15 protein-coding genes are annotated in these 19,000 nt (G+C 64.9%); 14 read left to right on the plus strand and 1 reads right to left on the minus strand.

All coding sequences use genetic code 11. From position 1 onward, the window contains the following. The first annotated feature begins 188 nt into the window (after positions 1-188). From B0G69_RS26000 to B0G69_RS26035, 7 genes are all read left to right on the plus strand, one after another. Positions 189-1,649 (plus strand): amino acid permease, encoded by a 1,461-nt coding sequence (locus B0G69_RS26000; protein ID WP_121322316.1) that lies wholly within the window; start codon positions 189-191, stop codon positions 1,647-1,649. A gap of 230 nt (positions 1,650-1,879) precedes the next feature. Further along, a complete protein-coding gene (locus tag B0G69_RS26010) occupies positions 1,880-2,212 on the plus strand; it encodes an ABC transporter permease subunit (protein WP_121322320.1) in 333 nt (110 codons plus the stop codon). Between the two features lie 14 nt (positions 2,213-2,226). Next, the gene (locus B0G69_RS42825; RefSeq protein WP_199731333.1) at positions 2,227-2,367 is read left to right on the plus strand and encodes a hypothetical protein; all 141 of its coding nucleotides are present in this window, start codon (positions 2,227-2,229) and stop codon (positions 2,365-2,367) included. A 66-nt stretch (positions 2,368-2,433) separates the two neighbouring features. Beyond that, a complete protein-coding gene (locus tag B0G69_RS26020; RefSeq protein ID WP_121322322.1) occupies positions 2,434-4,926 on the plus strand; it encodes a penicillin acylase family protein in 2,493 nt (830 codons plus the stop codon). A gap of 654 nt (positions 4,927-5,580) precedes the next feature. After that, complete coding sequence (locus tag B0G69_RS26025; RefSeq protein ID WP_121322324.1) at positions 5,581-6,771, plus strand: efflux RND transporter periplasmic adaptor subunit; 1,191 nt, start codon at positions 5,581-5,583, stop codon at positions 6,769-6,771. Between the two features lie 10 nt (positions 6,772-6,781). Beyond that, positions 6,782-9,985, plus strand: coding sequence for a multidrug efflux RND transporter permease subunit (locus tag B0G69_RS26030; protein WP_121322326.1), 3,204 nt, complete (start codon positions 6,782-6,784; stop codon positions 9,983-9,985). Continuing rightward, positions 9,978-11,444 carry an efflux transporter outer membrane subunit gene (locus tag B0G69_RS26035; RefSeq protein ID WP_121322328.1) on the plus strand — a complete coding sequence of 489 codons (1,467 nt, stop codon included), beginning with the start codon at positions 9,978-9,980 and terminating at the stop codon, positions 11,442-11,444. The genes B0G69_RS26030 and B0G69_RS26035 overlap by 8 nt, the downstream gene beginning before the upstream one ends. Before the next feature lie 87 nt (positions 11,445-11,531). On the opposite strand, the gene B0G69_RS26040 is transcribed toward B0G69_RS26035, so the two are convergent. Further along, complete coding sequence (locus tag B0G69_RS26040; RefSeq protein WP_121322329.1) at positions 11,532-12,953, minus strand: trypsin-like peptidase domain-containing protein; 1,422 nt, start codon at positions 12,951-12,953, stop codon at positions 11,532-11,534. Positions 12,954-13,285: 332 nt separating this feature from the next. On the opposite strand from B0G69_RS26040, the gene B0G69_RS26045 reads away from it, so the two are divergent. The 7 genes from B0G69_RS26045 to B0G69_RS26070 all read left to right on the plus strand — a co-directional run bounded on the left by B0G69_RS26045 (position 13,286) and on the right by B0G69_RS26070 (position 18,948). Further along, positions 13,286-13,807, plus strand: coding sequence for a 2,4'-dihydroxyacetophenone dioxygenase family protein (locus B0G69_RS26045; RefSeq protein ID WP_121322331.1), 522 nt, complete (start codon positions 13,286-13,288; stop codon positions 13,805-13,807). Further along, positions 13,804-14,553, plus strand: coding sequence for an SDR family NAD(P)-dependent oxidoreductase (locus B0G69_RS26050; RefSeq protein ID WP_121322333.1), 750 nt, complete (start codon positions 13,804-13,806; stop codon positions 14,551-14,553). The genes B0G69_RS26045 and B0G69_RS26050 overlap by 4 nt, the downstream gene beginning before the upstream one ends. Positions 14,554-14,634: 81 nt before the next feature. Next, the gene (locus B0G69_RS26055) at positions 14,635-15,936 is read left to right on the plus strand and encodes an MFS transporter (RefSeq protein ID WP_121322335.1); all 1,302 of its coding nucleotides are present in this window, start codon (positions 14,635-14,637) and stop codon (positions 15,934-15,936) included. Positions 15,937-15,955: 19 nt separating this feature from the next. Continuing rightward, positions 15,956-16,684, plus strand: a complete 729-nt coding sequence (locus tag B0G69_RS26060) for an SDR family oxidoreductase (RefSeq protein WP_121322338.1) — start codon at positions 15,956-15,958, stop codon at positions 16,682-16,684. Between the two features lie 77 nt (positions 16,685-16,761). Next, positions 16,762-17,619: an IclR family transcriptional regulator gene (locus B0G69_RS26065; RefSeq protein ID WP_121322339.1), complete on the plus strand. Its 858-nt coding sequence runs from the start codon at positions 16,762-16,764 to the stop codon at positions 17,617-17,619. Between the two features lie 329 nt (positions 17,620-17,948). Then, positions 17,949-18,119: a hypothetical protein gene (locus B0G69_RS41480; RefSeq protein ID WP_199731337.1), complete on the plus strand. Its 171-nt coding sequence runs from the start codon at positions 17,949-17,951 to the stop codon at positions 18,117-18,119. 316 nt (positions 18,120-18,435) lie between these two features. Beyond that, complete coding sequence (locus B0G69_RS26070; RefSeq protein ID WP_121322341.1) at positions 18,436-18,948, plus strand: sigma-70 family RNA polymerase sigma factor; 513 nt, start codon at positions 18,436-18,438, stop codon at positions 18,946-18,948. The last annotated feature ends 52 nt before the right edge of the window (positions 18,949-19,000 follow it).

Here is a 19,000-nt window from a genome sequence, read left to right on the forward strand (position 1 = left end):
GGATATTGTCCGCGACAAGCCGGGTCCAAAAAACCTCACGTTTTGATCTGATTCGGAATACACTGAATTCAGGATTTCCTCTCTCCTCCCCCGCCAGTCTTTGCTGACAGATGCTTTTGTCGTGCTCCGCGAGCCGGGACAAGCCGTGTCGGTTCGTGCCCAAACACCATTGAACGGGACGACTCATCATGGCTGATACGAGTTACATGGCACGGAAATCCGTCGCCGATATCGTGAATAGCGCCGAAGCGCACGGCAGCCACTCATTATCGAAAACGCTCGGCGCGGCCAGCATCACCGCAATGGGCATCGGCGCGATTATCGGCGCCGGCATCTTCGTGTTGACCGGCACGGCCGCGGCGCAATTCGCGGGCCCCAGCATCACGCTGTCGTTCGTGCTCGGCGGCATTGCGTGCGCGTTCGTCGGCCTGTGCTATTCGGAACTGGCGGCGATGCTGCCGGTATGCGGCAGCAGTTATACGTACACCTACGCGACGCTCGGCGAAATCTTCGCGTGGATCATCGGCTGGGATCTGATCCTCGAATACGCGATGGGCGCGGCGACCGTCGCGGTCGGCTGGTCGGGCTACATCGTGAGCCTGCTGCATAACGTAGGCATCCATATCCCACCCACGCTGGCCGCCGCGCCGGGCACCGTGATCAAGCTCGCCGACGGCACCACGGCGACCGGCGTCGTCAATCTGCCGGCCATCGTGATCATCGCGATTCTCACGACCATGCTGGTGCTCGGCACGAAAGAATCGGCGCGGCTGAACAACATCATGGTGGCGGTCAAGCTCGTCGTGGTGGTCGCCTTCATCGCGATCGGCGTGTTTTTCATCAAACCGGAGAACTGGCATCCGTTCATCCCGGCGAACACCGGCGAGTTCGGCCACTTCGGAATGAGCGGGATTCTGCGCGGCTCGGCGGTGGTGTTCTTCGCCTTCATCGGTTTCGATGCGGTGTCCACTGCCGCGCAGGAAGCGAAGAAGCCACAGCGGGATATGCCGATCGGCATTCTCGGCTCGCTGATCGTCTGCACGGTGCTTTACATCCTGGTCGCGGGCGTGCTCACCGGGCTCGTGCCTTACGCGGATCTGAACGTCCCCGATCCGATCGCCAAGGGCGTCGACGCGATCGGTCTGAACTGGTTCTCGATCCTGATCAAGATCGGCGCATTGACAGGGCTCACCACCGTGATCCTCGTGCTGCTGTACGGGCAGAGCCGTATTTTCTTCACGATGTCGCAGGACGGTTTGCTGCCACCGCTGTTCGCGCGGGTGCATCCGCGTCTGCAGACGCCGCATTTGAGCCAGATCCTGATCGGCACGATCGTCGCGATCGTGGCGGCGCTCACGCCGATCGGCGTGCTCGGGGAGATGGTCAGCATAGGCACGCTGTTCGCATTCGTCCTCGTGTGCGGTGCGGTCATGTATCTGCGCCGCAGCGATTCCAACGCGTTGCGGCCGTTCCGGGTACCGGGCGTGCCGGTCGTGCCGGTGCTGGGCATCCTGTTCTGCCTATTGCTGATGGTCGGGTTGCCGCTCGTGACATGGGGGCGGCTCGTCGTGTGGCTGGTGGTCGGCATGGCGATCTATCTCACGTACGGCCGGAATCATTCGAAGCTGCGCTTTCCGGAGCGTCATTGAGCGGCGGAGTCTGAAGACCCGCTCCTCATCCGCACACGCGACGGGCGGCTTGCTGCCGCGCGTTGCAATGCGTGCGCGGCGCGCGTGACTGCCGGTCTGAGAGCGTTTTACCACCTCGCGTCAAACGTCGGCCGCCCAAGCCGGCCGACGGCCTCCTCTCGACGATCTTCGCCGCGGGGTGTTCCGCGCTGGTCGCGTTTGCGATGGCGTTTCTGCTCGCCCTCTGACGGCTGTCGAAGCGCGCGTGGATCAGCAGGCTGGCCGGCGCGTACATCGAGTTTTTCCGCGCGATTCCGTTGCTGCTGCTGATCCTCTTCATGGTGATTGAACTGCCCTCGCTCGGCTTCGACTGGCCGGCGCTCGGCTTGCTCGTGTTCGCGATGGCGCTGCACCACTCGGCGCTGACGGCCGAAGTCGTGCGCGCGGGTATCCTGTCGCTGCCGCGCGGACAGCGTGAAGCCGCGCTCGCGCTCGGCATGCGGCCATCGCAGGCGGCAAACGGGCCGCCGACCAGGACCCGACGTTCCGCCGCATCTTCTACACTGAAATCTTTCCGGATCTGAAGTGTCAGGGCAAGATGCTGATCGTGATCTCGCACGACGACCGCTACTTCAGCGCGGCCGAGCGCTACATCCGGCTCGAAGACGGTCGTATCGTCGAAGAAGTCCGGCCGCTGCGCGTGCCGCGCGGCGCGGCGGTTGCCGCCAGTACCTCGTAAGGCGGCGCGCCCGTTCCTGGTCTGCGTCACGTCCTTCACCGTCTGCAGCCTGCTCGTGGATTGCCTATGCCTTTGAACGTTTTTCTGCGCCGCCGGGTCCCTCTGCTTGCCACGCTGCCCTTGCTCGCATGGGGACTGCAAAGCTGCGCCGTGCCGAACGCCGACCTCGACGCGCACACGGGACCGTATCGGGTCGAAATCCGTCGCACCGGGCTGGGCATTCCGCATGTGAAAGCCGCAGACTGGGGCAGCCTGGGCTATGGCTACGGCTACGTGCAGGCGCAGGACAACCTGTGCACGATGGCCGACGCCTTCGTCACCTATCGCGGCGAACGCTCGCGCTACTTCGGCGCGAGCGCGCACCCCACTGCCGAAGCAACCTTCGGCCAGCCCGACAATCTCGACGCCGATTTCTTCTTCCGTTTCATCGCCGACGATGCCGCCGTGGCGCGCTATCGACAAAGTCAGACCGCCGACATGCATGCGCTGATCGACGGCTTCGTGGCGGGCTACAACCGCTATGTCGGCGAGCTTGCGCGAGGCGGGTCGCCCGGCGCGCATGCGGCTTGCCGTGCGGCGCCGTGGGGGGGCGAGATCAGCAGCGCGGATATTTACCGGCGTCTTTACGCGGCGAATCTGGCGGGCAGCGCGGCACGCTTTGCCGGCGCGATCGCAACGGCAAAGCCGCCGGTTGCGGACGTCGCACAACCGGCCGCTTCGCGTGAGCAGCAGCCGGAAGACGTGAGCACAACGGACCAAACCGGACTTGCCGCCACCGCACCGCTCGCCCACCTCGGCGGCCATTCTGGAATCGGCAGCAACGCACTGGCATTCGGCGCGGACGCGACGCATAACGGCAGCGCGCTGCTGCTCGGCAATCCGCATTGGTTCTGGAGCGGCCCGGACCGCTTCTACCAGGCGCAACTGACGATCCCCGGCAAGCTCAACGTGAGCGGCGTGTCCTTTCTCGGCGTGCCGCTGATCGTGATCGGCTTCAACGAAAACGTCGCGTGGACGCATACGGTCTCCACCGCGAAGCGCTTTGGTCTTTTCAAGCTGACGCTCGTGCCGGGCTCGCCGACGCGCTACGTGGTCGACGGCAGGAGCGAAGCGATGACGCCGACGCAAGTGAAGGTGGACGTGCGCGCGGACGACGGTTCGATCCATAGCGTGTCGCGCACGCTGTATCGCTCGCGTTTCGGCCCGCTCGTCAATCTCGGCGCGATGTCGCCCGCGCTCGCGTGGAATCGGCAGCAGGCTTTCGCGCTGCGTGACATCAACGCCGACAACTTCCGCGTGTTCGAAAACTTCCTCGAATGGAACCAGGCGAGTTCGCTCGACGATTTCATCCAAATCCAGAAGAAGAACGCGGCGATGCCATGGGTGAATACGCTGGCGATCGGCCGGGGCGATCCGCGCGTGTGGTACGCGGATATCGGCGCGGTGCCGGACGTGCCTGATGAACTCGCGCAGCGTTGCACGCCGCCGGTCGGCCGCGCACTCGCGCAGTCGATGCCGGGCGTGCCGTTCCTCGACGGTTCGCGCAGCGATTGCGACTGGCGCAATCAGGCCGGCTCGGTGCAGCCGCACGCACTGCCGGTCGCGCAGATGCCGAGCCTCTTGCGGCGCGATTACGTCGGCAATTTCAATGGCAGCTACTGGCTCAGCAATCCGGCCGAGCCGTTGAGCGGCTACGCGCAGATCATCGGCGCGACGCATACGCCGCAAACGCTGCGCACGCGCCTCGGTCACAGCATCGCGACGCAGCTGCAAAGCGACCCGGCGGGCGTGTCCGCCGATGCGCTCGGCCGCGCCGCGCTCGACAGCCGCTCGATGTCGGCGCTGCTGTTCAGGCAGCCGGTGCTCGATCGCTTGTGTGGCGGCGCAACGGCCGGTGCGAATGACGCCGCGAATGATGCCGATAAGAACGACGACCTCCGTCAAGCCTGCAAAGTACTCGCCACCTGGGACGACACCGCTAGTGCCAATGCCGTCGGCGCGACGCTGTGGGACGAACTGTGGCGTCGACTGAGGACGATCCCGCCGCCGCAGTTGTACGCGGTGCAGTTCGATCCCGCACAACCGCTGACGACACCCGCGGGCATCGCCGCGGACCCGGCGAAACTCGCCGCCGCGCTGCACGACGCCATCGCCGCCTTGCGTCACGCCGGCATCGCGCTCGATGCGCCGCGCAGCGCCGCGCTCTACGTGCAGCGCAATGGCGAACGCATCCCGCTGTTCGGCGGCTGCGACGCGGGCGGCTACTTCACGGCCGCGTGCGCGGCCCATCCATTCGATACGCGCGGCTATTCGATGGACGTCAACCCGAACGGCGACACCTACCTGCAGCTCGTTTCGTTCGACGGCGATCAGGTGCTTGCGCGGACCTTGCTCGCGTCGTCCGAATCCGGCGACCCAGCCTCGCCCCACTACGCCGATGCGACGCGCGACTATGCCGCGCGGCGCTGGCTGAGCATTCCGTTCTCCGAAGCGTCGATCGCGCGCGATCCCGCGTTGCGCGTGCACACCTTGAGTTCGTCGGATGCGCAAGCGCGCTAACCGCTTCAGGCGTTCGGCTGGCCGAAGAACCGGCGCGGCGGTAATCGCCTGAAAGGCAGAGCGGCGGATTCGCAATGACCATTCTTCGTGATATCCGCGCGTGATCAACGCACCGCCGCTCATTCATGCTCGACCGGCGGCTCCGGCTTTATACCCGGCTTTTCATTCATACCGGTTGCGTGCCGTTCAAATCGCCATTGCGATATGCCAGGTTGAAAACATAATCGACGATTCGCCCATTCTTTCCGGCCACGCCCCTCATGCGGTTTATCCGTATTAGACTTTGTGCGCCCGCCGCCGGCATCGCGTCGCTTTCAATTGCGTTAGCGCGGTTATTTGACAAGCAGATCAAACCTTGTAATATCGACGGAAGGTTTTGCCGTGGGCATCAAAAAGTATCAAGCTCGTTGTCCGCATGAAAGCGCATTGCTGAAACACCGGATCAAAATGCTGGCCTTCAGTGAGAATACGCATGAAACACCTCTCTTCGATTACAACGTGGGTTCAGGCAACTTGCAATTGGACGCAAGCGTGTAATACGCCGGCTGCAACGGCCGCTCGGAAGCCATAAATAACCACTGCCATCACACTGCAAGACCGTCAGACTGCAAGCGATTCAAAGCGAAAAAGAGTGCCTTCACCGAGGAGTTTCTCTTGCCCTGCTCCGCGTCCAGCTTATGTAGTCGTGCCGTATTCGTTGTAGTTACCGGTTTGCCGTTCGTGCTCGCCGCCTGCGGCGACAGGCAGGGTGCGCCCGCCGCGGCCATGCCGCCGGTGCCCGTGGTGGTCGAAACGGTGGCCGCGTCGAACGTGCCGGATGTCGTCGAATTGCCTGGCCGGATCGAGGCGGTCCGCACCGCGGAGATCCGCGCGCGGGTCGACGGCATCGTCGAGCGCACGCTTTATCAGGAAGGCACGGACCTGAAGGCCAACGCGCCGCTCTTCCAGATCGACGACCGAGACTACCGCGCACAGTTGCAGCAGGCGCAGGCTGCATTGATGCGCGCGAGCGCCGTGTATAAAAACGCGGCTTCGGTGGTCGATCGCTTCAGGCCGCTGCTCGAGCGGCACGCGGTCAGCGCCCAGGAAAACGACGCCGCAGTCGCGACGATGCAGCAGGCCCAGGCCAGCGTCGCCGATGCGCAGGCCGCCGTGACGCTCGCCAATCTGCGGCTCGAACGCTCTGTGGTCCGCACGCCGATCGCCGGACGCGTGGGCCGCGCGCAAGTCACCGAAGGCGCGCTCGTCAGCGCCGGCGCGGCCACGCTGATGGCGCAGGTCAATCAGCTCTCGCCGATCAACGCGGTGTTCACGCAATCGAACACGGCGATACTCGACGTCGAGCAACAGATCCAGTCGGGCACGCGCAAGGCGATCGATATGAAACACGTCGAGGTCGAACTGCTGCTCGCCAACGGCCAGGTCTACGACGAGCGCGGCTTCATCGACTTCGCCGATCTGGTCGTCGATCCGTCGACCGGCACGCAAACGGTGCGCGCCCAGTTCGCCAATCCGTCGCGCACGCTGTTGCCCGGGCAGTTCGTGCGCGGGCGCATCATCACGGCGGGCAACCGGCAAGGCATCCGGATTCCCGAACGCGCGGTGCAACTGGACAACGGCATCGCCAGCGTCGCGCTCGTCGCGGACGACGGCACCGTGGTTCACCGCAACATCGATCTCGGCGAGCAAGGCAAAGGACGCTGGACCGTGCGCGACGGGTTGAAGCCCGGCGAGCGCGTGATAGTCGACGGATGGCAGAAGGTCCAGCCCGGCCAGCGGGTCGATGCGCGGCCTGCCCCCGCAGCGGCAACAGCGGCGCCGACACCGGCTTCGGCCACGCGCTGACGGGAGCCCGATGAATCGTTTCTTCGTTTCCCGCCCGGTCTTCGCCTGGGTCATCGCACTGTTCACGGTGCTGTTCGGCACGTTGGCCGTCGCGCTTCTGCCGGTCGAACAATATCCGGACGTCGCGCCGCCCTCGCTCAGCATCTCGGCGATCTTCAGCGGCGCCGACGCGCGCACGCTCGAGCGCACCGTGACCTCGATCATCGAAGACGAGATGAACGGCATCGAGAATTTTCTCTACATGTCATCGGTCAGCCGCTCCAACGGCACCGCGCAAATCACCGTGGTGCTCAAGCCGGGCACCAATCTCGACATCGCGCGCACTCAGGTGCAGGACCGCCTGAGCCGGGTCGAGCCGCGCCTGCCGCTGGAAGTGCGGCAACGCGGCATCAGCGTGACCAAGGCGTCGTCGGGCTTTCTGATGCTGCTCGCGCTGCAGAACGCCGACGGCTCCACCAACGCGACGGCGATGGGCAACTTCGCGTCCAACAACATCGTCAACGAGTTGCGCCGGATCGACGGGGTCGGCGACGTGCAGCTGTTCGGCTCGTCGTACGCGATGCGCATCTGGCTCGACCCGACCCGGCTGGCGGGCTTCGGTTTGTCGGCGAGCGAGGTGTTGCAGGCCGTGCAGGAGCAGAACAGCCAGACGGCAGGCGGCGGACTCGGCGACCAGCCCAACGCGGGCGGCTCGGAATTCACCGCGCAGATCGTCACGCAAAGCCGTTTTTCGACGCCTGAGCAGTTCCGCGAAATCATTGTGCGCGCCAATCCGGACGGCTCGACCGTGCGTCTCGGCGACGTCGCGCGCGTCGAACTCGGCAACGACAGCTACGGCAACCGGTTGAGCGTCAACGGCAAGGAGTCGGCCGGCATCGCGATCCAGCTCGCGAGCGGCGCCAACGCGCTCGCGGTCGCCAATCACGTGCGCCAGCGCATGGCCGAATTGCAGCCGACGTTCCCGCGCGGCGTGACGTGGGCGGTGCCGTTCGATACGACGCCGTTCATCACGACGTCGGTGCACGGCGTGATACGCACGATGATCGAGGCGCTGCTGCTCGTCACCGTCGTGGTCTTCCTGTTCCTGCAGGACTGGCGCGCCACGCTCATTCCGACGCTGGTCGTGCCGGTCGCGCTGATCGGCACCTGTGCGGGGCTGTATCTGTTCGGGCTGTCGATCAACATTCTGTCGCTGTTCGGGATGGTGGTGGCGATCGGTATCCTCAACGACGACGCGATCGTGGTCGTCGAAAACGTCGCGCGCATCATGCGCGAAGAAGGGCTCAGCGCGCCGCGCGCCACCGTCAAGGCGGTCGGGCAGATTTCCGGCGCGGTGATCGCGAGTACGCTGGTGCTGGTCGCGGTGTTCATTCCGATGGCGTTCTTCCCCGGCTCGACCGGCGGCATCTACCGGCAGTTCTCGGTGACGCTCGCGGTGTCGATCATCCTCTCGACCCTGCTCGCGCTCACGCTCGGCGCGGCGTTGTGTGCCGCGTTGCTACGCAACGAAACCTATAGCGGGGCCGCGCCGACAAGCGCGGCCGGCAAACTGTTGCAGCGGGTGTTCGACGGCTTCAACCGCGGGCTCGGCGCGGGCACCGACCGTTATATTCGCGGCGTCGATGCGATGCTGCGCTCGCCGCTGCGCTGGCTGCTGCTGTTCGTGATGGCCTGCGTGATGACCGCCTGGCTTTTCATGCGGCTGCCGGGCGGCTTTCTGCCGACCGAGGACCAGGGGCATCTGTTCATCACCTACACCGGCGCGCCGGGCTCCACCGAGCAGCGCACCCAGCAGGCGATCAACCAGGTCGAAGCGTTTTTGCGGCAACAGCCGCAGGTGCGCAACGTGGCGTCGGTCACCGGCTTCAGCTTCTTCGGCCAGGGACAATCGGCGGCGCTCTCCTTCGTCGATCTGAAGCCGTGGGACGAGCGGCCAGGCGAGGCGAACTCCGCGAGCGCGCTGGTGCGCCGCGCCAACGGCGCGTTCCGGCAAATTCCCGAAGCGATGATTTTCGCGCTCGATCCGCCCGCCATCCCCTCGCTCGGCAACGCGACCGGCTTCACGATGAAGATCCAGGACCGCAGCGGCGTCGGCGGCGATGCGTTGCAACAGGCCGCGCGGCGCATCATGATCGAGGCGGCGCAAAGCCCGATTCTCGCGGGCGTACGCTCCGAGGGCATGCCCGAGGCGCCGCAGCTGTACGTCGAGATCGACCGCGTCAAGGCGCGCGCGCTGGGCCTGCAGATCGGCCAGGTGAATCAGGCGCTGGCGCTGTCGTTCGGCTCGAACTACGTGAACGACTTCGTGTTCGAGGGCAATGTGCTGCGGGTCTTTCTGCAAGCGGATGCCGAGCATCGGATGAGAGCGGAAGACGTGAGCGCGCTGCGTTTGCGCAACAACCGCAACGAGATGGTGCCGTTCTCGGCGTTCAGCCGCGTGCGCTGGATTTCCGGCCCGCAGCAGCTCGAACGCTATAACGGCTTTCCGTCGGCCACCGTGTCGGGCCAGGCGGCAGCGGGCCGCTCGAGCGGCGCGGCGCTCACTGAAATGGAACGCATCGCTTCGCATGTGCTGACCGGCAACCTCACGTACGAATGGACCGGCACCGCGTTCGAGGAGAAACAGGCCGGCGGCCAGATTGGCCTGCTGCTCGGCCTGTCGCTGGTGGTCGTGTTCCTGCTGCTCGCCGCGCTGTACGAAAGCTGGGCGATTCCGGCCTCGGTGCTGCTGATCATTCCGTTCGGCGTGATCGGCGCGGTGGTGCTGACGATGCTGCGCGGCCTCTCGGCGGACGTCTACTTCAACATCGGGCTCGTGACCATCATCGGGCTCGCGGCGAAGAACGCGATCCTGATCGTCGAGTTCGCAATCAAGGAGGAATCCGAAGGAAAAAACGCGATTGCCGCCGCGAAGAACGGCGCGCAGCAGCGTCTGCGCCCGATCCTGATGACCAGCGTCACTTTCGTGCTCGGCATGATGCCGCTCGTGCTCGCGACCGGCGCGGGCGCCGCGAGCCGGCGCGCGGTCGGCACCGGCGTGATGGGCAGCATGTTGACGGCGACGCTGTTCGGCATCTTCTTCACGCCGCTGTTCTATGTGGCCGCGCGTCGCTGGCTGAGCCGCAAGAAACGCAAGGTCGATCTCGACGACGATGACCTGTCCGCGCCCGCCTCCAACGGCGGCGAACCGGCGGGAGGCAAGCAAGATGCGTAAGCGCCTGCTCATCCCATTGCTGCCGCTCGTCTGCTCGCTGGCCGCGTGCAATTTCGCGCCAACTTATCGCCAGCCCGAACTGCCGATTGCGGAGCGCTTCGACACTTCGGCAACGCCCCATGCCGAAGGCACCCACCTCGCAACCGAGGTCGACTGGGAAACGTTTTTCGCCGATCCGCACCTGAAACTGCTGATCGCCGCGGCGCTGCAACGCAACCGCGATCTGGCGGCGTCGGTCGCGCGCATCGAACAGGCACGCGCGTTCTATCGCATCCAGAACGCGCAGCGCTTCCCGCAAGTCAACGTGAACGCGGGCGCGACGCGTACCAAAACGCCGCTCAGTTCAATCGAACCGGAACTCCCCGACAACAACACGTCGATCCAGTTCAACCAGTACAACGTGCAGGCGGCGGTGACGTCGTTCGAACTCGACTTCTGGGGCCGTGTGCGCAATCTCAGCGACGCCGCGCGCCTGCGCTATCTCGCAACCGTCGAAGCTCAGCGCGCGTTCCGTTTGTCATTGATCGGCAATGTCGCGGCGAACTACTACGCGATCCGCTCGGGCGAGGAAGGCATCGAGCTTGCCGAACGGACATTGGCTAGCCGCCGCTATGCGCTGGAAGTCGCGAAGCTGCGGCTGGATGCCGGCGTCACGTCGATGGTCGACTACGAGCAGGCCGCGATTCTCGTCACGCAGGCTCAGACCCAGTTGGCGGAATTGCAAAGGACCACCGCGCAGCAGCGCAATCAACTGGAAGTGGTGATCGGCGGACCGCTGCAGGACACGCTACCCCCGGCGGCGCCGATCGCCGACGCGAAACAGTTCGGCGCGCTGGACCCTGGTCTGCCGTCCGAGTTGCTCGTCAATCGGCCCGACATCGTGCAGGCCGAACAGCAGCTTCGCGCAGCCGACGCGGACATCGGCGCGGCGCGCGCGGACTTCTTCCCGCGCATCGCACTGACGGGAAGTTTCGGTTATGTGTCGGCGGAATTGAGCGACCTCTTCGTGCCGGGAAAACAGGCGTGGTCGGTGGGCGCGCTGGTCGCGATGCCGATCTTCGATGCCGGCCAGCGTCAGGCGCAACTCGCGCAGACGCGCGCACGACGCGACGAACTGGTTGCCGATTATCAGCGCACCGTGCAGACGGCTTTTCGTGAGGTATCCGATGCATTGGTCGGACGGCAACGCTATAAGGAGCAGATTACCGCGCAGGAACAGGCGGTCGAAGCGCAGCGGCAACTCGCCGAAACGGCCGAGCTTCGCTATGAGAATGGGATCTCGATCTATCTCGAGGCGGTGGATGCGCGGCGCAATCTTTTTTCTGCCGAGCAGCAGCTGATTCAGCTTCGCGCCACCGCGTTGCAGAACGGCGTGTCGCTTTACGTCGCGCTGGGCGGCGGTCCCGACGCGCCGCCAATGCAACACGTGCAAGCGGTCGGGAACAACCAGCCCAACTGAGGCACTGGCGCAACTTGCTGCGCGCAGTGCCGTTTTCGTCGACGTGTGGTTCGTCGACGTGTGGTTCCTCGATGTAACGCCGGCGGGTTAGCCGAGGTTCACGGTCACCGACGCTTCTTCACCATCGCGCACCACCGTCAGCGAAACGCTGTCGTCGGCCTGCGCGATCATCTGCTTGAGTTGCTGGACGCCGCGAATCAGCTTGCCATCCACCGCGACGATGATGTCGCCGGCCTGAATGCCCGCAGCGGCGGCCGGACCACCGGCCTGTTGCACGAGCACGCCGCCGGGCAGCGAGGCTTCCTGCTGCTCGTCCGCAGTAAGCGGGCGAACCGCCACACCGAGACGCGGCCGGGACTGCTCCGGCTGCGGCTGTTGTTGCGGTTGCCGCGCACGCGGCGACTCGGATGCAACTTGCGACGACTGCGCGCCGACCGTCACCGACAGCTTGCGCTCGGCGCCATTACGCCAGACGCTGAGCGTCGCCGTGCTGCCCGGCGTCAGTTGCGAGACCTGGCCCACCAGTTCGCGCGTGCCCTCGATGCGCGTGCCGTTCACGCTGACGATCACATCGCCCTGGCGCAAACCAGCCGCTTGAGCCGGGCCGCTCGGATCGACCGAGCCGACCAGCGCGCCATGCGTCGAGGCCAGACCCAGCGACTTCGCCTGCTCCGCGCTGACCGGCTGCACACCCACGCCGATGCGGCCGCGGCTCACATGGCCGGTGCTGATGAGCTGGTCTTTCACGTGCATCGCCGCGTCGATCGGAATCGCGAACGACAGGCCCTGGAAGCCACCCGTGCGCGAATAGATCATCGAGTTGATGCCGATCACTTCACCGTTCAGATTGAACAGCGGACCACCCGAGTTGCCCGGATTGACCGGGACGTCGGTCTGAATGAAAGGGATCGGGCTGTCGTCGGAGAACTGGCGCGCTTTCGCGCTGATGATGCCGGAGGTCACCGTGCTGTCGAAGCCATAGGGCGAACCGATCGCCACTACCCATTCGCCGACCTTGCTGTTGGCCGGATCGCCGATCTTCACGGTCGGCAGGTTCGATGCGTCGATCTTCAGGACGGCGACGTCGGACGTCTTGTCCGTACCCACCACGCGAGCGCGGAATTCGCGGCCGTCGGTCAGCTTCACGGTGACCTTTTCGGCACCTTCGACCACGTGATTGTTCGTCAGAACGTAACCGTCCTGGCTGATGATGAAACCCGACCCGAGGGCTTCCCCACCATGCCCGCCTTCACCGTCTTCATCACCGGTAGCGGCCTGCTTGGCGCCGATATGCACGACCGCCGGGCCGTAGCGCGAAACGATGCCGGAGAAGTCCGGCGCCGACGAACGCGTGCCGGTGATGCCTGCCGAAGCGCCCGCGGCGGAGACTTCGCCGTGCGCATTGCTGACGGATGCGTCTGCTTCGCGGTGGCTGATCGCATAGGTACCGGCGATCGCAAGCACAACGCATGCGGCAGCGCTGCCGCGCCAATATTTCCTGGTGGTCATAGTCTGAAAGTGTGCGGTGGGTTACGTGGAGGTGGCGTACTGTAGGGACCTCCTCTTAAAGGAGGCTTAAAGATGGTGAGCGATCACGAGACACGTGCACGCCTTGGCTCGCGGCCACACACAGGCGCGCATGGGCATTCGTCGATCTGTTCGCGCGCGTCGCCGGACGCGTTTGCGGCCTGACACCCGGTCCGCCTGGAAGCACCCGCCGCGTCTTCCGTCTCGGCGCCGGTAAGTGATTTCCCCAGGATTGACCCCGGCTAATGCCCTTCCGATAATAGCCATATCGTGGACTATATGTCCACAATGCGGACATTTCAAAAAGGATTCTCATGCCCGAGGCTAACCACTCCCCGATGACGCCGTACCAGTTGCCTTTCCCCAAGGAAGCGCAGCAGGAGATCGTCGTTCCCTTCGCGATTCCGACCGATGAGCGCGTCTGGGTCCCGCAGGCCGAAAACGTGTCGTTCCGCCCGTTGTGCCTGAACGCGTCGCAGGGCTACTGGATGAACCTGTTGCGGGTTCGCAAGTCGGGCGTACTGAGCCGCCATCGTCATCCGCAAAGCGTGCACGGCATGGTGCTCAAGGGCCGCTGGCGCTATCTGGAACACGACTGGGAAGCCACCGAAGGCAGCTACGTCTACGAGCCGCCCGGCGAAACGCATACGCTCTACGTGCCCGACGACGTCGAGGAAATGATCACGTACTTCCAGGTCAACGGGGTGATGTTCTACTGCGACCCGTACGGCAACTACACCGGCTACGAGGACGTGTTCACCAAGATCGACATGTGCCGCAAGCACTACACGGCCGTGGGCCTCGGTGAAGACTACGTGGACCAGTTCATCCGATGAGCGCGCCCGTCAGCCTCGCCCACTACGATTTCTCCGGGCGTGTCGCGGTCGTGACGGGCGCCGCCAGCGGCATCGGCCGCGCGATCTGCGAGGCATTCGCGCGCAATGGCGCATCGGCGGTCAACTGGGACCGTGTGCCGGGTGAGGAGGACACGTCTCGCGCGCCGCGCCACTTCCAGGCGGACATCACGCGCCCGGCGTCGATCGAGGCCGCGCTCGCGGCAACGCTCGACGCATACGGCCGCATCGACTATCTGGTGAACAACGCGGGTTTCGCAGGACCCACGCTGCCGCTCGACGAATACGATCCACTCGAATGGCAGCGCGTAATCGACGTGAACCTGCTCGGCACATATCACGTAAGCCGCTTCGTCGTGCCGGTGATGCGCCGCGCGAACGCCGGGCGCATCGTCAATGTCGCGTCGCTGGCGGGTAAGGAAGGCACGCCGAACGCGTCCGCGTACAGCGCGGCGAAAGCCGGCGTGATCGCGATGACGAAGTCGCTCGGCAAGGAGCTCGCGCAAACCGGCATCCTCGTGAACGGCATCGCGCCCGCCGCGGTGGAAACCAGGCTGCTCGCGCAGATGTCGCCGGCCCACGTGCAGACGATGATCGACAAGAGTCCGCTGCGACGGCTCGGCACCACGGATGAAGTCGCGCAGCTCGCATTGTGGCTTTGTTCGGATTCCTGCTCGTTCAGCACCGGCGCGATTTTCGATCTGTCCGGCGGACGGGCGACTTATTGAGTCTTCGTTGCAGATCGTGTTTTAACCGTTGCATCCGTACTATTCCAAACATCCGCAAGGCCTCTTGTGCAGGAGACAAACATGCTTCAGAAGTCACAGCGTCTGAAACGTATTCAAGTGGTCGCGATCGCCTTTCTGACGGTTGCGGGCATCATCAATTACCTCGATCGCAGCACGCTGTCGATCGCGAATCACCTGGTGAGCGAGGAACTTCATCTGTCCGCTTCGCAGATGGGGCTGCTGCTATCGGCGTTCTCGCTGTCCTATGCGTTTGCGCAATTGCCGGTGGGCGCGTTGCTCGACCGTTTCGGCTCGCGCGTGATGCTCGGGCTCGGCATGCTGGTGTGGTCGATCGCGCAGGTGATGGGCGGCTTCATCCAGTCGCTCAATCATTTTCTGTTCGCGCGGGTCGTGCTCGGCGTGGCCGAGGCGCCGCTGTTCCCGGCGGGCGCGAAGGTCGTCAACGAATGGTTCGCGGTGCGCGAGCGCGGCCGGCCGACCGGCATGTTCATCTCGTCGTCGACCATCGCGCCGATGATCGCCCCGCCGCTGCTCACGGTGCTGATGCTTTCGTTCGGATGGCGAACCATGTTCATCATCATGGGCGTGCTCGGCATTCTGGTGGCGCTGGGCTGGTACATGTTCTATCGCAACCGCGATGAACTCGTGCTCACCGAAGCCGAAACGGCGCACCTCGAAGAAGGCTCGCTGAACACCGAAGGTCCGAAAGGCCTGAGCTGGTCCGAATGGGGTGCGCTCTTCAAGCTGCGCAACACGTGGGGGATGATTTTCGGCTTCATGGGCGTGATCTACATGGTCTGGCTGTACCTCACGTGGCTGCCCGGCTATCTGGAGAAAGAGCGCCACCTGAGCATCGCGCATACCGGCTGGCTGGTGTCGATTCCGTACATCTTCGGCACCATCGGCATGCTGAGCAGCGGCGTGATCGCCGACTACCTGCTCAAACGCGGCATGGCGCCGATCCGCAGCCGCAAGTGGCCGCTGTGCATCGGCCTGATCGGCGCGGCGGCATTCACGGTGCCTGCCGCGTACACGCCGAGCACCACGCTCGCGATCGTCTACGTGTCGTGTGCGATGTTCTTCGTGAATATGTCGAGCGGCACCGCGTGGGCGCTCGTCAGCGTCGCGGCGCCGCGCCACCTGGTGGCATCGCTCGGCAGCATGCAGAACTTCGGCGGTTACCTGGGCGGCTCGTTCGCGCCGGTGATCACGGGCATCGTCGTCGATCAGACGCATTCGTTCGTCAACGCGCTGCTGATCAGCGCGGGGGTCGCGTTCGCCGCCGCCTTCGTCTACCTGTTCGTCGTGAAGGAAGTGGCGCCCGCACCGCTGCCGAACGCCGTCAAAACACAACCCACCTGAGCACTCGTTGCCGACTCACATGACATTCCAGAACAATCTGCTTGAAGGCAAGGTCGCACTCGTCACGGGTGGCCTCTCCGGAATCGGCGCGGCCATTGCGAACGGGCTCGCGAAGCTCGGCGCGCAAACGGTCGCGGCCGGTTTGCCGCTGCCCGAAGGCGCGCCGGATACCCTCGATCGCGAAATCCGGCGCGTCACGCTCGACGTGCGTTCGAGCGACGACGTCGCCGCCGCGTTGCAGGCGTTCGAGCGGCTCGACATCGTGGTCAATTGCGCGGGCGTGATCAGCCGCATCGAGGAACACCGCATCGAGGTGTTCGAACGGGTGATGGACATCAATCTGAACGGCACGATGCGCGTGTGCTCGGCCGCGCGTGAATTGCTGAAGGCGTCGTCGGGCTGCATCGTGAATACGGCGTCGATGCTGAGTTTCTTCGGCGGCGGCCTGGTGCCGGCCTATAGCGCGAGCAAAGGCGCGGTCGCGCAACTGACCAAGTCGCTCGCACTCGCCTATGCAGTCGACGGCATTCGCGTCAACGCGATCGCGCCGGGCTGGATCGCCACGCCGCTGACCCAGGCGTTACAGGACGACGACGGCCGCTCGCAGGCCATTCTGGATCGCACGCCGATGCGCCGCTGGGGCACACCGGATGAAGTCGCGCAGGTCGCGGCGTTTCTGTGCACGCCGGCCGCGTCATTCATGACGGGTGCGATCGTGCCGGTCGACGGCGGCTATCTGGTCGCGTGACGAACCGGCTTGGTGTCGATGGCATTCTGCCCGGGAAACAAGGGCATAATTACTCCACTGTGTCCGACCGTAGCCTGATGTCCACCTCCGATTCCAAGCCTTCCTCCCACGCCGGCCAGCCCGGCGAAAGCGCTGTCACCGGCACGGCCAGTGCCGCCGATGCGAAGACCGTTGCCGGCGCCGCCGCGTTCTCGAAGTTCATTGCCGTGCTGCAACTGGTCGCCGATGCGCAGACGCCGCCCAACGTCGCCAAGTTGAGCGCGGCGAGCGGCTATCCGCGCCCTACTGTCCACCGTATCGTGGCCGCGTTGCAGGCCGAAGGGTTGATTGTCGGCGCGGGGAGCGGCACCACGTTCGGTCTTGGGCCACGCCTCGTCAATCTGGCGAGCCGTAGCTGGGAGCGCTCGGACTTGCGCCTCGCGGCGGTCGATGCGCTGATGGAACTGCGCAATCTCACGTCGGAAACGATCCATCTCGCCGTGCCGAGTCAGGGCGAGATGGTGTACATCGAGAAACTGGAAAGTCCGCATGCGGTGCGCATGGCGTCGCGCATCGGCACGCGGGTATCGCTTACGTCGAGCTCGGTGGGTAAGGCCTATCTCGCGACGCTCGGCGTGGCCGAACGCGAAGCGTTGCTGAAAGACGCGCCGCTGCGCCGCTTCACCGAGCACACGCTCACTACGCTCGACGAAGTCCGTAGGGAGCTGATCGCCACGCAGCAACGCGGCTACGCCGAGGACCGCGAAGAGAATGAAATCGCGATCTCCTGCTACGGCGCGGCGATTCGCGGCGCTGACGGCCGCGCACTCGGGTGTGTGAGCATCAGCATGCCGACCTTCCGGCTCGAGCGCGACGCGCAAACGCGCTATATCGAGCCATTGCTGGCGGCTTGCCGGACTATCGCGGCGCGTCTCGGGCCGGCTTCGGAGCGCTGAACGGCTGGGCTCGAAGCGGGTCGGCGCACGCGCGCACGGTGCGCTGTTTGTCAATCTCCAGGGCGGCTCGCGTCGCATCGCACGGGTCGGCCGAAGGGGCAGCAGAAGCAGCACTCGAGGTCCGCCACGCATGACTGTTCACGGACCAAAGCGGGCGCGGAATCTGCTACTCGATTAACCCGTCGATCGCTTGCCCGATGTGCCACCCAACGGCCCACTGCCGAGGCGACGCGATTTCAACGAAGAATCGGGGCATCCGGTCGCGCTTTTCATGAGCATCAAGAGAAGCAACCGGGGGCCATCCGTCGAATCGAACGAGGAGAACCACGATGACCCTGCTCATTTACCTGGCCGGCTGGATCATTCTGATTGCAGGCGTGTCATGGGGACTAATTACGCTGCACGTCGCTCAACACACAGTCGAAATCGTGGCGGTCATCCTGCTGGGCGTGGCGGTGATTACCGGCGCCACGCGGGCACGCAGCCGCGACAAGACCTAGCAATGCACGCCCGTCCGAGCCTGACACCCTTCGGACGGGCGCACGGCACATTGCCCGCCCGCCTCTGCGGCCACTGTTGCCACCGCCGCCAGCAATCAACCTGCGGCTGCCCGCAACGACCTGCCCCCCCGCCGGGGACAGCAATCGCCGCGCAAAGCCGTCCCCATCAGGATCCAACCTTCGCGAGCGACCCCGCCAAATTCGGCCCCCTGGCTACCCACTCAGCGTTTTCGTCGCCCATTTCTCCATGCTATGATGCGAATAATTCTCGTTCATTAAGATGCTGGATCGGTCGATCCAGTGTCCACAGCGGGCCATGGCGGCAAACAATCCGACGCTGCACCGGCAGATGCAGACGCTCTACAGCGATCATCACGGCTGGCTTCACGCGTGGCTGCGCAAGAAGCTCGGCTGCGCGCATCGCGCCGCCGACCTCGCGCACGACACGTTTATGCGCCTGCTCGCCCGCGACGAGCCGCTGCGCCTCGACGAACCGCGCGCGTTCCTGACGACGGTCGCGCAACGCGTGATGGCTAATCACTGGCGCCGCGAGCAGATCGAACGCGCGTACCTCGACGCGCTCGCGCTCGTGCCCGAGGCATTCGCACCGTCGCCCGAAGAGCGTGCGCTGCTGCTCGAAGCGCTGGCCGAGATCGACAGTCTGCTGGACAGTCTGCCGGTCGCCGTCAAACGCGCCTTCCTGCTGGCCCAGCTCGACGGCCTGACCCACGCCGAAATCGCCGCGCAACTGAAGATCTCGATTGCCACGGTGAAACGTCATCTGGTGCGCGCCGCGGCGCAGTGCTTCTTCGCGTTGAGCCCCGCGTAACGGATGCCCGATTGAACGCACATACGAGACCCGATGTGCCGCGGCATGTCGC

It is taken from the genome of Paraburkholderia sp. RAU2J, assembly GCF_003634845.1.
In the GTDB taxonomy this organism is placed as follows: Bacteria; Pseudomonadota; Gammaproteobacteria; order Burkholderiales; family Burkholderiaceae; genus Paraburkholderia; species Paraburkholderia fynbosensis.

Excerpts from the sequence above, each read along its gene's own strand:
- B0G69_RS26000 (WP_121322316.1), top strand. The coding sequence starts at position 189 with ATGGCTGATACGAGTTACATGGCACGGAAATCCGTCGCCGATATCGTG.
- B0G69_RS42825 (WP_199731333.1), top strand. The coding sequence starts at position 2,227 with ATGCTGATCGTGATCTCGCACGACGACCGCTACTTCAGCGCGGCCGAG.
- B0G69_RS26020 (WP_121322322.1), top strand. The coding sequence starts at position 2,434 with ATGCCTTTGAACGTTTTTCTGCGCCGCCGGGTCCCTCTGCTTGCCACG.
- B0G69_RS26030 (WP_121322326.1), top strand. The coding sequence starts at position 6,782 with ATGAATCGTTTCTTCGTTTCCCGCCCGGTCTTCGCCTGGGTCATCGCA.
- B0G69_RS26035 (WP_121322328.1), top strand. The coding sequence starts at position 9,978 with ATGCGTAAGCGCCTGCTCATCCCATTGCTGCCGCTCGTCTGCTCGCTG.
- B0G69_RS26040 (WP_121322329.1), bottom strand. The coding sequence starts at position 12,953 with ATGACCACCAGGAAATATTGGCGCGGCAGCGCTGCCGCATGCGTTGTG.
- B0G69_RS26045 (WP_121322331.1), top strand. The coding sequence starts at position 13,286 with ATGCCCGAGGCTAACCACTCCCCGATGACGCCGTACCAGTTGCCTTTC.
- B0G69_RS26050 (WP_121322333.1), top strand. The coding sequence starts at position 13,804 with ATGAGCGCGCCCGTCAGCCTCGCCCACTACGATTTCTCCGGGCGTGTC.
- B0G69_RS26055 (WP_121322335.1), top strand. The coding sequence starts at position 14,635 with ATGCTTCAGAAGTCACAGCGTCTGAAACGTATTCAAGTGGTCGCGATC.
- B0G69_RS26060 (WP_121322338.1), top strand. The coding sequence starts at position 15,956 with ATGACATTCCAGAACAATCTGCTTGAAGGCAAGGTCGCACTCGTCACG.
- B0G69_RS26065 (WP_121322339.1), top strand. The coding sequence starts at position 16,762 with ATGTCCACCTCCGATTCCAAGCCTTCCTCCCACGCCGGCCAGCCCGGC.
- B0G69_RS41480 (WP_199731337.1), top strand. The coding sequence starts at position 17,949 with ATGACCCTGCTCATTTACCTGGCCGGCTGGATCATTCTGATTGCAGGC.
- B0G69_RS26070 (WP_121322341.1), top strand. The coding sequence starts at position 18,436 with ATGGCGGCAAACAATCCGACGCTGCACCGGCAGATGCAGACGCTCTAC.